This window comes from Azospirillum formosense (assembly GCF_013340925.1).
GTDB lineage: Bacteria > Pseudomonadota > Alphaproteobacteria > Azospirillales > Azospirillaceae > Azospirillum > Azospirillum formosense.
Genome location: NZ_WHOR01000145.1, coordinates 1 through 14,249 on the forward strand (window position 1 = coordinate 1; position 14,249 = coordinate 14,249).

Annotated in this window: 13 protein-coding genes and 1 pseudogene; 2 read left to right on the plus strand and 12 right to left on the minus strand. The window is 67.4% G+C overall.

What is annotated here, in order from left to right:
• Positions 1 to 122: 122 nt before the first annotated feature.
• From GBZ26_RS18135 to GBZ26_RS18165, 7 genes are all read right to left on the minus strand, one after another.
• Entirely contained in the window at positions 123 to 1,223 is a 1,101-nt protein-coding gene (locus tag GBZ26_RS18135) for a branched-chain amino acid ABC transporter substrate-binding protein (RefSeq protein WP_174440041.1), read from the minus strand.
• A gap of 173 nt (positions 1,224 to 1,396) precedes the next feature.
• Positions 1,397 to 1,756, minus strand: coding sequence for a DUF6867 family protein (locus GBZ26_RS18140; RefSeq protein ID WP_174440042.1), 360 nt, complete (start codon positions 1,754 to 1,756; stop codon positions 1,397 to 1,399).
• Entirely contained in the window at positions 1,756 to 2,466 is a 711-nt protein-coding gene (locus tag GBZ26_RS18145; RefSeq protein ID WP_014240352.1) for an ABC transporter ATP-binding protein, read from the minus strand. Before GBZ26_RS18145 ends, GBZ26_RS18140 begins: the two co-directional genes overlap by 1 nt.
• A 3-nt stretch (positions 2,467 to 2,469) precedes the next feature.
• On the minus strand, positions 2,470 to 3,354 hold the full coding sequence (locus GBZ26_RS18150) for an ABC transporter ATP-binding protein (protein ID WP_174440043.1): 885 nt from the start codon (positions 3,352 to 3,354) through the stop codon (positions 2,470 to 2,472).
• Positions 3,354 to 4,871 (minus strand): high-affinity branched-chain amino acid ABC transporter permease LivM, encoded by a 1,518-nt coding sequence (gene livM / locus GBZ26_RS18155; protein ID WP_174440044.1) that lies wholly within the window; start codon positions 4,869 to 4,871, stop codon positions 3,354 to 3,356. Before livM ends, GBZ26_RS18150 begins: the two co-directional genes overlap by 1 nt.
• 4 nt (positions 4,872 to 4,875) lie before the next feature.
• A complete protein-coding gene (locus tag GBZ26_RS18160; protein WP_014240349.1) occupies positions 4,876 to 5,781 on the minus strand; it encodes a branched-chain amino acid ABC transporter permease in 906 nt (301 codons plus the stop codon).
• 401 nt (positions 5,782 to 6,182) lie between these two features.
• Positions 6,183 to 6,989, minus strand: a complete 807-nt coding sequence (locus GBZ26_RS18165; RefSeq protein WP_174440045.1) for a hypothetical protein — start codon at positions 6,987 to 6,989, stop codon at positions 6,183 to 6,185.
• 257 nt (positions 6,990 to 7,246) lie between these two features.
• Here GBZ26_RS18165 and GBZ26_RS18170 point away from each other — a divergent pair, with 257 nt between their 5' ends.
• A complete protein-coding gene (locus GBZ26_RS18170; RefSeq protein WP_174440046.1) occupies positions 7,247 to 8,215 on the plus strand; it encodes an ROK family protein in 969 nt (322 codons plus the stop codon).
• Here GBZ26_RS18170 and GBZ26_RS18175 read toward each other — a convergent pair.
• From GBZ26_RS18175 to GBZ26_RS18195, 5 genes are all read right to left on the minus strand, one after another.
• Entirely contained in the window at positions 8,187 to 8,567 is a 381-nt protein-coding gene (locus GBZ26_RS18175; RefSeq protein WP_174440047.1) for a hypothetical protein, read from the minus strand. The two genes, GBZ26_RS18170 and GBZ26_RS18175, sit on opposite strands and share 29 nt — an antisense overlap.
• Before the next feature lie 155 nt (positions 8,568 to 8,722).
• Positions 8,723 to 10,396, minus strand: coding sequence for a glycosyltransferase family 39 protein (locus tag GBZ26_RS18180; protein ID WP_174440048.1), 1,674 nt, complete (start codon positions 10,394 to 10,396; stop codon positions 8,723 to 8,725).
• Entirely contained in the window at positions 10,393 to 10,716 is a 324-nt protein-coding gene (locus GBZ26_RS18185; RefSeq protein ID WP_174440049.1) for a lipid-A-disaccharide synthase N-terminal domain-containing protein, read from the minus strand. The genes GBZ26_RS18180 and GBZ26_RS18185 overlap by 4 nt, the downstream gene beginning before the upstream one ends.
• Before the next feature lie 31 nt (positions 10,717 to 10,747).
• Entirely contained in the window at positions 10,748 to 11,506 is a 759-nt protein-coding gene (locus tag GBZ26_RS18190; RefSeq protein WP_174440050.1) for a glycosyltransferase, read from the minus strand.
• Between the two features lie 117 nt (positions 11,507 to 11,623).
• Positions 11,624 to 13,261, minus strand: a complete 1,638-nt coding sequence (locus GBZ26_RS18195; protein ID WP_425599352.1) for a Do family serine endopeptidase — start codon at positions 13,259 to 13,261, stop codon at positions 11,624 to 11,626.
• A 452-nt stretch (positions 13,262 to 13,713) separates the two neighbouring features.
• On the opposite strand from GBZ26_RS18195, the pseudogene GBZ26_RS18200 reads away from it, so the two are divergent.
• Positions 13,714 to 14,249: pseudogene (locus tag GBZ26_RS18200) on the plus strand (helix-turn-helix domain containing protein); the annotation flags it as partial.

Below are 14,249 nucleotides of genomic sequence, written 5' to 3' on the forward strand. Positions count from 1 at the left end.
CGTCTGAACCAAACCGCGGTCGCCACGCCAAGCAAAAAGCCCGGCGGTTTCCCGCCGGGCCTTTGCGCGACTTCATTCCCATTCAGGAAACAAGATCGCACGTCCTGAACATCGACCCCGGTTTACTTGACCTGGGCGTACTGGCCGTTGTTCCAGCGGTACCAGACATAGGCCGGCGAGGTCACGTCGCCCTTGGCGTCGAAGCCGATCTTGCCGATCACCGTGTTGTAGCTGTTCTTGCGCAGCACGTCGGCGATCTTGGCCGAGTCGGTCGAGTTGGCCTGCTTGGCCGCCTCCGCCCAGATCTGCAGAGCGGCGTAGGTGTAGAGGGTGTAGCCCTCCGGCTCATAGCCGGCCTTGCGGAACTTCTCCACGGCTTCCTTGGCTTCCGGCATCTCGCGCGGATCCGGGCCGAAGGTCATCATGGTGTTCTCGCCGGCCGGACCGGTGATGGCCCAATACTCGTTGGTCACCAGCGCGTCGCCCGACACGATCGGGGCGTTCAGTCCCTGATCCTTCATCTGGCGGGCCAGCAGGCCGGCCTCGGTGTGGTAGCCACCGACATAAACAACGTCGACGGCTTCCTGCTTCAGCTTGGACACCAGGGCCGAGTAGTCCTTCTCACCCGCCGTGTAGGCTTCGTAGATCTTCTCCTTCTGGCCGCCGGCGTTCAGCGCCTTCTGCGTCTCGTCGGCGAGGCCCTTACCGTAGGCCGACTTGTCGTGCAGGATCGCGACGTTCTTGCCCTTGTAGTTGTCCAACAGGTACTTGCCGGCGATCTGGCCCTGCTGGTCGTCACGGCCGCAGACGCGCAGCACGTTCTTCAGGCCTTGCTCGGTCAGCTTCGGGTTGGTCGAGGCCGGGGAAATCTGCAGGACGCCTTCCTCGGCATAGACCTGCGAGGCCGGGATCGAGGAGCCCGAGCAGAAGTGACCGGCGACGAACTTCACGCCCGCCTTGGCGAGCTGGTTCGCCACGGCGACGGCCTGCTTCGGGTCGCAGGCGTCGTCGCCCACTTCCAGCTTCAGCTTCTGGCCCAGGACACCGCCGGCGGCGTTGATGTCGGCGACCGCCTGCTCCATGCCCTTCTTCATCTGCTCGCCGAAGGTGGCGTACTGGCCGGTGATCGGGCCGGCGGTCGCCACCGCGATGTCGGCCTTCGCCACCGAGGCGGTCATAGCGGTCGCCGCAACCGCCACGAGGAGGGAAAGCTTGTAGTTCATAGTTTCGTTGGCTCCCTGTTATGAGTCGTACGCCGGCCCCGCGGGGGCCTTTTCACCGGTCCCCCAAGGGCTGGGGGCGCCGGTGCCGACAAGGTTCCACTATAGTCCGATCATCGCCAAGTGCGACAGTTTCACCTGCGTCCCAGTCCCGATCGGACCCATGGAATTCGCAATCATTGGGCGAGCGTTCCGCCGACGCGCTCGCGCCATCCGAAGGGCCCTGAACGCTCGTACAGCCAAGGATACTGGGACACCATCCGGCGCGCCATCGAAATGCGGTACGTGGTCAGGGTGATCGCGCCGATCACCAGGGTGTGCACCACGAATCCATACACCGACAGGAGCTGGCCGCCGAACAGGCCCCAGACCAGGAACCGGTCGCCCAAGCCCAGCAGGATGGAATAGGCGATGGCGCTCGACACGGGCTTCCAGCCCTCGGCCAGCGTCTGGCCGGTCAGAACGCCGCAGCCGCCGAACACCAGGACCGTCAGGCCCAGGAAGACCGGCAGAGAGGACCCGAGAACGCCGTCCATCAGTGACCTCCCTCCAGATAGGCCGAGCGAACTTCCTCGTTCGCCAGCAGTTCGGCGCCGGTCCCCGACATGGTGACCTTGCCGTTGACCATCACATAGCCGCGGTGGGCGAGCTTCAGCGCGTGGAAGGCGTTCTGCTCGACCATGAACACGGTCATCTTCTGCTCGCGGTTGATGTCCTTCACCGCCTGGAAGATCTGCTTCACCACCAGCGGGGCAAGGCCGAGCGACGGCTCGTCCAGGAGCAGCAGCCGCGGCTGGCTCATCAGCGCGCGGCCGATGGCCAGCATCTGCTGCTCGCCGCCCGACATGGTACCGGCGCGCTGGCTGATGCGCTCCTTCAGGCGCGGGAACAGGGTCAGGACCCGCTCCAGCTCGTTGGCGAAGCTGCCCGGCTTGGCGGTGATGGAGCCCATCTGCAGATTCTCCAGCACGCTCATGCGCGGGAAGATCCGGCGGCCTTCCGGCGACTGGGCGATGCCCAGGCGGACCAGCTCGTAGGTGGGCATCTGCGTGATGTCCTGCCCTTCGAAGGTGATCCGGCCCATGCGGGCGCGCGGACTGCCGCAGATGGTCATGAGAAGCGTGGACTTGCCGGCGCCGTTGGCGCCGATCAGCGAGACGATCTCGCCGGCCCCGATCTCGATGTCGACCCCCTTCAGCGCCTCGATGGCGCCGTAGAAGGTGTGGACGCCCGATACCTTCAGCATGGCTCAGGCCCCCTCCCCGGCTCGCTTGGCGACCTCCGGCAGGTCGGCCTTGATCTCCGGCGGCAGGTCCTCGTCCTCTTCCTCGCCCAGATAGGCGCGGATCACCGCCGGGTCGTTCTTCACGAAGGCCGGATCGCCGTCGGAAATCTTCCGCCCGTAATCCAGCACAACGACATGGTCGGAAATGCTCATCACCACGCTCATGTCATGCTCGATCAGCAGGACGCCGATCTTGTGCTCGTCGCGGATGTAGGTGAGCAGATCGGCCAGTTCGCCCGACTCGCGGGGATTGAGCCCCGCCGCCGGCTCGTCCAGGCAGAGCATCACCGGTTCGGTGCACATGGCGCGGGCGATCTCCAGCCGGCGCTGGGCGCCGTAGGGGAGATTGCCGGCTTCCCAGTCCGCGAACTCCAGCAGGCGCACGCGGTCCAGCCAGTATTTGGCCAGCTCGACCGCCTCGCGTTCCGTCCTGGTGTAGGACGGCAGGCCGAGCAGGCCGGCGATGGAGAAGCCCGAGGCGCGGATCAGCTTGTTGTGCTGGGCGACGATCAGGTTCTCCAGGACGCTCATGCCGCCGAACAGGCGGATGTTCTGGAAGGTGCGGGCGACGCTGGCCTTCTGCGAGATGCGGTAGCCCGGCATCCGCTCCAGCAGGAACTCCTTCCCGTCGGCGTGGCGCAGCGTCAACCGGCCCACCGTGGGGGTGTAGAAGCCGGTGATGCAGTTGAACAGCGTGGTCTTGCCGGCGCCGTTCGGGCCGATGATCGCGGTGATCTCGCCGTTGTTGGCCGAGAAGGAGACGTCGTTGACCGCCACCAGGCCGCCGAAGCGCATGGTGAGGTGTTCGACCGTCAGCAGGGGGGTGGTGGTCATGGATTTGGTCGTCATCACTTCGCGCTCCCCCCGGCGATGCCCTGGCCGCCGGCGGCGGCGGTGCCCGCGGTGGGCCCGCCGGCTCCACCCTTGGGGCGGCCATGCAGGAGGATGGTCGGGTCGCGGTGGGCCAACAGGCCGCGCGGACGCCACAGCATGATCAGCACCATGCCCATGCCGAACGCCAGCATGCGGTAGTCGGCCAGTTCACGGAAGGCTTCCGGCAAGCCGATGACCAGCAGGGACGCCACGACGACGCCGATCTGGCTGCCCATGCCGCCCAGCACCACGATGGCGAGGATGATCGCCGATTCGATGAAGGTGAAGCTCTCCGGGCTGATGAAGCCCTGGCGGGTGGCGAAGAAGGACCCGGCGAAGCCGCCGAACATCGCCGCGATGGCGAAGGCCGCCAGCTTCATGTTCGTGCGGTTGATGCCCAGCGAGGCGCAGGCGATGTCATCCTCGCGCAACGCTTCCCAGGCGCGGCCCAGCGGCAGCTTGCGGACGCGCATGGTGAACAGGTTCACGACGAGCGCCAGCACCAGGATCAGGTAATAGAGGAAGATGATCCGGTGCAGCGGGCTGAACTCCAGGCCGAACATTTCGTGGAAGGCCGCGGTGCCCTCCGCCGGGGTCCGCGTGAAGTCGGCGATGCCGAAGAAGCTCGGGCGCGGAATGCCGGAGATGCCGTTGGGGCCGCCGGTGAACTGGTACCAGTTGATCAGGATGATGCGGATGATTTCGCCGAAGCCCAGCGTCACGATGGCGAAATAGTCACCGCGCAGACGCAGGACCGGGAAGCCCAGCAGAACACCCGACATCGCCGCCAGGAAGCCGGCCAGCGGCAGACAGACCCAGAAGCTGAAGCCGAAATAATGGGCCAGCAGCGCGTAGGAGTAGGCACCCACCGCATAGAAGGCCACATAGCCGAGGTCGAGCAGGCCGGCGAGGCCGACCACGATGTTCAACCCCCAGCCCAGCATGACGTAGGTCAGCAGCAGGATGCCGATGTCCAGCAGCTGGCGGTCGGCCAGCGGCGTGAAAGGGAAGGCCAGCGCCACGACGACGGCGATCGGGCCGAGCCAGCGCGAGGCGTGCTGCACCTGCGCGGCAATGTGGTCCATCCGCTTGTCGCGCTCCGCCTGCGACAGCTTGGAGCGGCCGGTGCGGATCGCCAGGATGGCGCGGATCGCGATGACCGCGCCGCCGGCGATCAGGATCACCCGCAGGGCCTCCGTCGGCATGGCGATGAAGAAACCCGCCGCGGCGGCGGCGGCGGCCAGCACCAGGACGGTGACGGCGTGGCCCTCACGGATCAGGCAGAGGCCGAGACGGCCGAGGAAGACCAGACCGACGGCGGCGGCCACCTCGTCCCAGCGGGTTTCCAGCCCCAGGCCAGTGGGACGGTCCACCGTGCGCAGGCCGACCAGTGGGATCGTCAGGAGAAGGGCGACGAAGGCGGTCATCGCCGCCTCCTTCAGGATCGCGGGCCAGGCGATGGCCCGCGGCGAAGACAGGGAAATCGCGGTCATGGCCTCACACCTTCTCGATTTCCGGACGGCCCAGCAGGCCGGTCGGACGGAAGATCAGGACGAGCACGAGAATCGTGAAGGTCGCCACATCCTTCCATTCGCTGCCCATGTAGCCCGACCAGAAGGCTTCGATCAGGCCGATGACCACGCCGCCCAGCATCGCGCCCGGCAGCGAGCCGATGCCGCCGAGCACCGCGGCGGTGAAGGCCTTAACGCCGGCCAGGAAGCCGATGTAGAAGTCGATCACGCCGTAGATCAGCAGAACCATCATGCCCGCCACGGCGGCCAGGGCGGCGCCCATGACGAAGGTCAGCGAGATGACGCGGTCGACGTTGACGCCGAGCAGGCCCGCCATCTTCTTGTCCTGCTCGCAGGCGCGCTGGGCGCGGCCGAGCGAGGTCCGCGTGATGAGCTGGGTGAAGCCGTACATCAGCGCGATCGTGATGACGATCGTCGCCAGACGGACGTAGCTGACCGACACCGCGCCGTCCATCAGGGTCAGGTTGCCCGGCAGGATCGGCTGCAGCGGCTTGCTGCGGGCGCCCTGCAGGATCTGCACGTAGTTCTGCAGGAAGATCGACATGCCGATCGCCGAGATCAGCGGCGCCAGACGCGGCGAACTGCGCAGCGGGCGATAGGCGATGCGCTCCACCGTCCATCCGTAGACGGCGGTAAACAGCATCGATGCGACCAGCATGACAAGAAGGGCCAGCGGAACCCAGGTGATTCCCAGGCTTCCGATGGCCAGAAAGGTGATGAGGGCCACGAAGGCGCCGATCATGTAGATCTCGCCGTGGGCGAAATTGATCATGCCGATGATGCCGTACACCATCGTGTATCCGATCGCGATGAGGCCATAGATGGCGCCCAGCGACAGACCGTTGATCAACTGCTGAAGAAAATATTCCATTGTCTTACCTCGCCTCGGCGCGATGCGCAGGCTTCGGCGAGCGAGACAAGCGCGCTCGTACACCAGTCACGTGAAGTGCCACTCCCCGAATTGGCTTACCCGGGCTCTTGAGCGCGGGGCCAAGATTGTTGTGTGAGCGGAACGTTAGCCCAGCGGCTCTCAACAGAGCAAGAGGGCAAACCCGCACTCTATCTGCGGTAATACCAATTTTCCGAGAATTTGCAATATCGATTCATGTCAGTTCCGTGAACTTTGCGCTTGCCTTCTACCATAGCGAATGCATCGCATGAAAAAAGCCCTCTTCACTGTGGTGAAGAGGGCTTCGCAACAACTGTGCCACTGCTGCGATGCATGATGCCGGTCAATCCATGACGTCCGGCATCACCATCGATACTGGCGGGTCAGCGCTTGGCGGAGACGACCTGGGCCTTCGCCGGCTCCTTGGGCTTTCCGGGGGCTTTGGCCGTCGCCTTGCCGGTGGACTTGGACGCGGCGGCCGCACCGCCGCTGCGCGAGGCGGGAGCCTGGGCGACGTCATAATTCACGTCGGGGTTGCTGACGACCTGGACATCGCACAGCGGCTTTGACGACAAATGCATCAGGCCGGCGCTTTTTTCATCGCCGGTCAGGACGCGGATGTCGTCCGCCGTCAGGTCCATCGCCGCCTTGGAGCGGTCGACGAAATTGGCGCAATAGAGCCCGGTGCCGATCACCGCGGCGCGGCGGCTGACCTCGTTCGCCAGTTCGGTGCGGAACATGTCGAACTGCCGCGTCGCGTTGCCGCCGCCCTTCTTGCGGAAGTGGTCGATCATCGACGCTTCCGAATTGGAGATCAGAGAGCGGTTCTTGACCGTGAAGTCCTGGTACAGGTTGAACGGCTTCTTATCCGGATTCACCTGCTGGCAGGTCAGCCCGACCACCATCATCTCGGTGTGCATGCGGATGGTCTGCTCCGCGGCATGCTCCGCGCGGCTGTAGCAGGCACCGGGCTTGGTCGCGGCGCTCTTGGCAGCCGTGCTTTTGGCGGCAGTGCCTTTCGCAGGGGCCGACTTCGCGGTGGCCTTCGCAGCCGCCTTTTCAGCCGGCTTCGCCGCCTCCTTGGCGACGGCCGGCAGCGCGGTGCCGGCGAACAGCACGGCGAGGCCGACGGCGGCGGCGCTGCGCAAGGTGAAGGAAGGAATGCGATGGGCGGCGCGCTGGCGATTCATCGTTGGTCCGGCTCCGGTGGCCCTGATTGACGGGCGGAATCCGACGGATCACGCCCTCTCCTTCGCTGGTTCTACAAGATCCCGACAGACGGTCAACCCATATCGCCCGAGCAAAGACCATTTGTCCCAGCCTGTGGCGCGGGAGTCGCCGGAGAGGTCGGATGGTTGCTTGGCTTGCGGGTTGCCGGTCTTTCCCAGTATTGCAACAGCCTCGGCGTCCGTCTGTGACGCAGGCCACACATCAGGGCAGTTTCCTCATGAAGCGCACCGACGTTCCCTCCTCGCTCCTCCGCATCGGCATCGACCTCGGCGGCACGAAGACGGAGGGGATCGCGCTCGGCGCGGCCGGCGAGGAGCGTGCCCGCGTCCGCGTCCCCACTCCGCGCGGCGACTACGGCGCGACGGTGCGGACCATCGCCGATCTGGTGGCGCGGCTGGAGAGCGCGACGGGGGCGACGGGGGCCACCGTCGGGATCGGCATTCCCGGCGCCATCTCCCCGGCGACCGGGCTGGTGAAGAACGCCAACTCGACCTGGCTGATCGGCAAGCCGTTCGACCGCGATCTGGCCACAGCGCTCAAGCGGCCGGTGCGGATCGAGAATGACGCCAACTGTCTGGCCGTGTCGGAGGCGGCGGACGGGGCGGGAGCCAGCTGCGGCGTCGTCTTCGCGGCGATCCTCGGCACCGGCTGCGGGGCGGGAATTGTCGTGGACGGCCGTCCGCTGGGCGGCCGCAACGCCATCGGCGGCGAGTGGGGGCACAACCCCCTGCCCTGGCCCGCCGATGACGAGCGGCCCGGCCCGGCCTGCTATTGCGGCAAGCTCGGCTGCCTGGAAACCTTCGTGTCCGGCCCCGCGGTCGCCGCCGACCACCGACGGGTCACCGGGGCGGACCTGACCGCGGAGGCCATCGCGGCGCTGGCGGAGCGCGGCGACGCCGCGGCCCACGCCACCCTCGACCGGTTGGTCGACCGGCTGGGGCGTGGGCTGGCGGGCATCGTCAATGTCCTGGACCCGGACGTGATCGTGCTGGGCGGCGGGCTGTCGAACCTGGAGTTCCTCTACGCCGCCCTCCCCCCGGCCATCGCCCGCTGGGCCTTCACGGACAGCTTGAACACCCCGGTCCGCCGCGCCGTCCATGGCGATTCGAGCGGGGTCCGCGGCGCCGCCTGGCTGTGGCGGCCCGAGGAGGCCGCGGCTACCGCTCGAACGTATATTCCGGATTGAGCGTCACCTCGCGCGGGATGCCCGGCACGTTGTCCCCGCCGCCCCTTCGCGCCGCCGTCGCCGCGCCCCGCCCGTCGCGGACCGGCGGCGTCAGCGAATTGGTCCGGGAGTAGGACGGGGTGGCGCGGGCCGGATCGGTGCCGTAGCCGCGCGAGCCGGCACGGAACTGCTCGCCGTTGCCCATGGCGCCCCAATGCGATGGCCGTGCCCCAGGGATCGGTTGAGCCTCCTCCATGCGGCGCATGTGGGGACCGGTCGGGACCATCTCCTCATACACCCAGGAAGGGTATTCCTGCCTCTGCGCTTCGGCGGGTGCGGCAAAAGCCAGCACCGCGAGGGTCGCTACAGTCATCGTTCGAAGCATGACACGGCGGCCTTCCATCCTTTTGCGTGTGGAAGACGGATTCCGCCGGATGCGGCCGCGCATGTCCAGGGAGGAGGCGGGTTACTCAGCCCGCACCCTCCATCCGGCACCCCCCATCCAACGGACACCCCATTCCGGTTCGGTCAGGGTCGTGCCGCGCCGTAGAGCGTCAGGGTCAGCCGCTTGCCGGTGTTGTAGTTGAAGCCGGTGAAACGGCCGAGCGGCACCGGCTCCGCCCCCTTCAGGGCGGTGCGGAACGCCGCCTCCTCCCGGTCGGACACCAGGGCCAGCCCGCAGGACGGGCTTTCCGCCAGATGGGCGGCCGCGCCCGCCCCATGGGTCAGGCGTGTGTCGGCGCCCAGCAGGAAGACGAGGCTCGGTTCGGAATAGCCGGCGGAGGCGACCACGCTGTCGGCGCAGGGCCGCGCCGCCGCGACCGTCCGCGCCGCCTGCCGGCTGATCCACACACCGTCGATTCCCGGCAGGACCGCACCGTAGGTGCCGGCGTACAGCACCGCCGCCGCCGCCAGACCCGCCGCGAAACCGTGGGTTTCCCGACGCTGGGCGAACAGGCGTACGGCCAGGGCGTACAGCACCAGCACCACCGGCAGCATGGCGACCGCCACCGGATCGACGCGCCCGTCCACCAGATAGGGGATCACCGCGACCGCAATGGTCAGCGCGCCGAAGCCGACGGCCCCGAGAACGGTGGCGACCGAGAACAGACCCCAGCGCGGCGTCTCGGCGCGGCGTAGGAAATGCTCGCGCGCCGCCGCCGCGGTGAGGATGGCGATGGCCGGGAAGAGCGGCAGCGTGTAATGCAGCAGCTTGGTCGGCACCGCCTCGAAGACCAGCCAGCTCGGGATGATCCAGGCGACGCAGAAGCGCACGGCGTCCGCCACCGGCCCGCCGCCCTTGCGGTGGCGCCACGCCCAGGGAACGGCCAGCAGCGCCAGGAAGGACCAGGGCGCGAAGGTCACCCAGAAGGTGCCCAGGTAATAGCCGGGCGGCAACCCCTTGGCCTCCTGGCCACTCACCACCTTGCCCATCATGTCGTGTCCGACCGACTCGGCGAAGAAGGCGCCCTTGGTCTTGATGGTTATGGCGATCAGCCAGGGTGCCGCGATGGCGACCACGATGGCGAGCCCGACCAGCGGGCGCAGCCGCTTCAGCCAGCCGGCCCTGCGGTCCAGCACCGCCAGCACCAGCGCCGTCGTGCCGGAAACCAGGAGGACGATGGGTCCCTTGATGAGGATGCCGATCCCAGCGGCGATCCAGAAGGCGAGCGGCGCCGCCCAACCGGACCGCTCCGCATGGCGGTTCAGGTAAAGGCTGGCCAAAGCCGCCTGCCCGATCACGATGGTCGAGAGCAGCACGGCGTCGGTCTTCGCCATGCGGGCCTCGACGCCCAGCACGACGCAGGAGGCCATCATCAGCCCGGCGAGGAAACCGACCGTCCCGCCGAACATCCGCGCCCCGGTCCAGGCCGTCGCCAGCACCGCCAGCACCGCCCCGACCAGCGACGGGATGCGGAAGGTCCAAATTTCCTTCGGCCCGTCGACCAGCCGCGTCGCCGCGGTCTGCAGCCAGTAGATGCCCACCGGCTTCTTGTGGCGCGCCTCGTCCTGGAAGCGGATGTCCACATAGTCGCCGCTTTCCAGCATCTGGTGGGACGCCTGGGCGAAGCGCGCCTCGTCCCGGTCGAAGGGCGGCAGGTCGAAGAAGCCGGGCAGGAACAGCAGGACGCTGATCACCGCCAGGGCCAGATAGGCCAGGACCGGCAGGCGGCCGGCCGGGGCATTGCACACCGCGCTCACGGCCTGCCCGCCGCGCCGCCGTCCCGGCGGTTGTTCAGGACGAAGTAGAGGTTCCGGAAATAGATGATGAGGCCCAGCCCCTGCCCGAACATGAACACCGGATCACCCCGCTGGATCGAATAGGCCAACAAAAGTACCCCGCCGCCGATGGAGAAATACCAGAAGAGGTCCGGTACGATGCTGCGACGGGCACGCTCGCTGGCGATCCATTGCACGACGAAGCGCATCATGAAGAGCGCCTGGGCAAAAAAGCCGACGCCGACCCAGATCAGGTCGGCGGTGCTTTGACTCTGGTACCAGGCGATGGCGCGTTCGAGCATCGGGCGGCAACCGGTCGGGATGGGAAAGGGTTCAGCGGTCTTCGACCGCGGGAGACAGCGCGGTGCGCCGCTTCAGCCAATAGACGCCCAGCAGATCGACCACGCCGATCAGCCCGCGACGCCAGTTGGTGTATTTGGACACGCCGCGTTCCCGCGGGCGGTGGTTGACCGGCACATAGGCCACCGGATGACCGTGCGACCGGAACAGGGCGGGCAGGAAGCGGTGCATCGCCCCGAAGAAGGGCAGATCGAGGAAGGCGTCGCGGCGGAACAGCTTCAACCCGCAGCCGCTGTCCGTGCAGCCGTCCTGGAGGAAGGACTGCCGCACCGCGTTCGCGAAGCGCGAGGCCAGCCGCTTGGACAGCGTATCCTGCCGCTTCTTGCGCAGGCCGCCCACCAGCACCGGCGCGTCCGGACCGCCCTTGGCGGCCAGGGCGAACAGCGCGGGAATGTCGGCGGGGTCGTTCTGGCCGTCGCCGTCGAGGGTGGCGATCCACTCCCCCCGCGCCGCCTTGACACCGGTGCGCACGGCCGCGCTCTGCCCGGACCGATGGACATGGCGGACCAGCCGCAGGCGGCCCGCGGCGACCACGGGGGCGAGGCGCGTCAGCGTGTCGTCGCTGGACCCGTCGTCCACATAGATCACCTCGAAGGCGCGGCCCAGCGCATCGGCGGGCGACAGCGCGCGCTCGATTTCCTCAAGAAGGGGAAGGACGTTTTCGGCCTCGTTGAAGACCGGAACCACGACCGACAGCCGCACGGGCGGACGGCCCTCCGAATCTACGCTCACTGGATTAATCCCATTCGCCAAGTGGCGGGCAAATTACTCCCGCCGCCCGGCAAACGGTAGAGGAAAAGGTTGGGACGGTCCCTGTGGACGGCCTCTGGGTGCAGCCTCCGGCCGCCCTCAGCCCTTGCGGTCTTCGATGGGCATCGGCACGTAGCGAAGGTCGCCGTCGCGGCTGAGCAGCATCAGCACGGTCTTGCGCCCCTGGCTGCGCGCGTCGTCGACCAGACGGTTCAGGTCTTCCGGCGTCTTCACCGGCTCCTGCCCGGCCTCCACGATGACGTCACCGGCCTCGATGCCGCGCTCGCTGGCGGCGCTGGCGTCGCCGACCTCGGTCACCACCACGCCTTCGACGTCGGGATTGATGGAGAAGCTGTCGCGAAGGCCGGGGGTCAGTTGCGACAGGGTCAGGCCAAGGACCTGCTTGGTGTCGACCCTCGTTTCCGGACGCGGCGCTCCGCTCGACCCGGACAGCGCGACCTGCTCCTGCGGTTCCAACTCGCCTACCGTCACGGTCAGGGTTTCGGCCTTGCCCTCGCGCACCAGTTCCAGCGGCACGGCGGCCCCGATCTTGGTCGCGGCGACGACGCGCGGCAACTCGCGCATCTGCTCGATGGATTCGCCGTTGAAGCGGGTGATGACATCGCCCTGCCGGACGCCGCCCTTCCCCGCCGGGCCCTCCGGAGACACGCTGGTCACCAAGGCGCCCGCCGGCTCCTGCATGCCCAGGCTTTCGGCGATGTCCGGGGTCACGCCCTGCACCTGGACGCCCAGCCAGCCGCGGCGCACCTGCCCATGGTCGCGCAACTGCTCGATGACCGGGCGCGCGATGGAGGACGGGATGGCGAAACCGATGCCCACCGATCCCCCGGTCGGCGAATAGATGGCCGTGTTGATGCCGATCACCTCGCCGTTGAGGTTGTAGAGCGGCCCACCGGAATTGCCACGGTTGATCGAAGCGTCGGTCTGCAGATAGTCGTCATAGGGTCCCTGTTGGATGCCGCGCTGCCGCGCGGACAGGATTCCCGCCGTCACCGATCCGCCGAGACCGAAGGGATTGCCGATGGCGACCACCCAGTCGCCGACCCGCAGTGCCTCGCTATCGCCCCACGGGGCGGAAACCAGCGGCTTCTTGCTGTCGACCTTGAGGACCGCAAGATCGGTGGGCCCGTCCACGCCGACGAGTTTCGCCGGCAGTTTCGTGCCGTCGTGCATGGTGACGGAAATCTCCGCCGCCTCGGACACCACGTGACTGTTGGTGACCACGAAGCCCGCCGGGTCGACGATGAAGCCGGAGCCCAACGCCGCCGTGGGGCGCGGCGCCTGTTGCTGCTGTTGCGGCTGGCCGCGCTGGCGGTCACGAAATTCGCGGAAGAATTCTTCAAACGGCGACCCGGGCGGAAAACCGGGACGCTCCGGTCCGCGCGGCCCCGCCTGTGGACCGTCCTGCGGAGCCGCCTGCGTGGTGGAAATGAAAACCACGGCGTCCAACTGCTTCTCGGCGAGATCGGCGAAGGTCGGGGGCGCGTTCGGCGGCAGAACGGACGCAAGCGGCGGTGCCGCCGGCGCCGGAGAGGCTCCACCCGCATCCTGCGCAATCGCTGGAGCCGCCAGGGCGAGAAGAGCGGCGACGAGACCCGCGGGCACGGCGGACGTCGCCAGTCGCGATGCGGATCCAAACGTCAAACCGGAGGTCAATCCGGCTTGGCGCCGGATGGATCCGGACAAGGGGCGGAATCGATCGATGGAATGCGGCATGTGGCAAACTCCGCCAGTCGGACAGCGCGCGCCATGCGATGGGCGCTTGATGTCAACAGAACGCACTGCAACGCATTCCGGACCGCCGTGGTTTTTCAAACCTCTTTGCAACCGCTTCCTGCACGACCGTTTCGTGAAATACAGTTTTTAAAATCCTCGCCCGCGGATTTTCCTATGCGGTCCGCGCAAGCAGCCGCCACACGGCAATCCAGCCTTCGGACTAAGGCTCCGGCAATCCGCCTAAGCGCAATTTTTCCATGTGGCGCAAAGTTCTTCTGGCATTTTCCCAGCAAGTTCCCGATATTCATCCGTACCGACAACATCGCACGCAAAAACGGCTCCTGACGTGATGCTTGTGCACGCGCCCGCGTGCCGCGGCGTCAGTAGGCGCGCGATACGGCCCAAGCAGCGTACGCATGACTCAAAATTCACTTTGGCAACCGAGCGACATAATGAACGCAGAAACCGGGTCCGAACCGGAGGCTCCGAAGAAGCGCGGACGAATCCCTCAGTCGGCATGGCCGCAGATTCTTGAGCGTTACCGTTCCGGCGCTACCCTGTCGGCAATCGCGCGTGAATTCGAATGCACGCCGAGCGCCATTTCCTACATCATCCGCAAGGCCGAGGCGGCCAGCGATAAGGATGCCGCGGTCGACGAAGGCGCGCCCACCGATGCCACCGCCGACGCCACGGCGGAAGCGCCGGCCGGCGACGCGCTGGCGGAGGAACCGCCGCCCGCTCCGGTATCGCCCCCGGACGCTCCGGCACCGGCCAAGCTGGCACGCCGCGCCACGGCTCCCGTCCCGGCCCAGGCCCCTCAAACCGCGGCTCCGCCGGCAACGCCGGTCGCGGCCCCCCCGCCCACGCCGGCTCAGCCGTCCGCGCCGGCACAGACCGAGACGTTGCGCCTCAATCGGCCGGAACCGCAGCCGGCTTCCCAGCCGGCCCCGGCTCACCCGGCTGCCGCCCAACCGGCAACGGCGCCCAC

Bases quoted from the DNA above. Each gene is read 5' to 3' on its own strand.
- GBZ26_RS18135 (WP_174440041.1), bottom strand. From the start codon at position 1,223: ATGAACTACAAGCTTTCCCTCCTCGTGGCGGTTGCGGCGACCGCTATG.
- GBZ26_RS18140 (WP_174440042.1), bottom strand. From the start codon at position 1,756: ATGGACGGCGTTCTCGGGTCCTCTCTGCCGGTCTTCCTGGGCCTGACG.
- GBZ26_RS18145 (WP_014240352.1), bottom strand. From the start codon at position 2,466: ATGCTGAAGGTATCGGGCGTCCACACCTTCTACGGCGCCATCGAGGCG.
- GBZ26_RS18150 (WP_174440043.1), bottom strand. From the start codon at position 3,354: ATGACGACCAAATCCATGACCACCACCCCCCTGCTGACGGTCGAACAC.
- livM (WP_174440044.1), bottom strand. From the start codon at position 4,871: ATGACCGCGATTTCCCTGTCTTCGCCGCGGGCCATCGCCTGGCCCGCG.
- GBZ26_RS18160 (WP_014240349.1), bottom strand. From the start codon at position 5,781: ATGGAATATTTTCTTCAGCAGTTGATCAACGGTCTGTCGCTGGGCGCC.
- GBZ26_RS18165 (WP_174440045.1), bottom strand. From the start codon at position 6,989: ATGAATCGCCAGCGCGCCGCCCATCGCATTCCTTCCTTCACCTTGCGC.
- GBZ26_RS18170 (WP_174440046.1), top strand. From the start codon at position 7,247: ATGAAGCGCACCGACGTTCCCTCCTCGCTCCTCCGCATCGGCATCGAC.
- GBZ26_RS18175 (WP_174440047.1), bottom strand. From the start codon at position 8,567: ATGACTGTAGCGACCCTCGCGGTGCTGGCTTTTGCCGCACCCGCCGAA.
- GBZ26_RS18185 (WP_174440049.1), bottom strand. From the start codon at position 10,716: ATGCTCGAACGCGCCATCGCCTGGTACCAGAGTCAAAGCACCGCCGAC.
- GBZ26_RS18195 (WP_425599352.1), bottom strand. From the start codon at position 13,261: ATGCCGCATTCCATCGATCGATTCCGCCCCTTGTCCGGATCCATCCGG.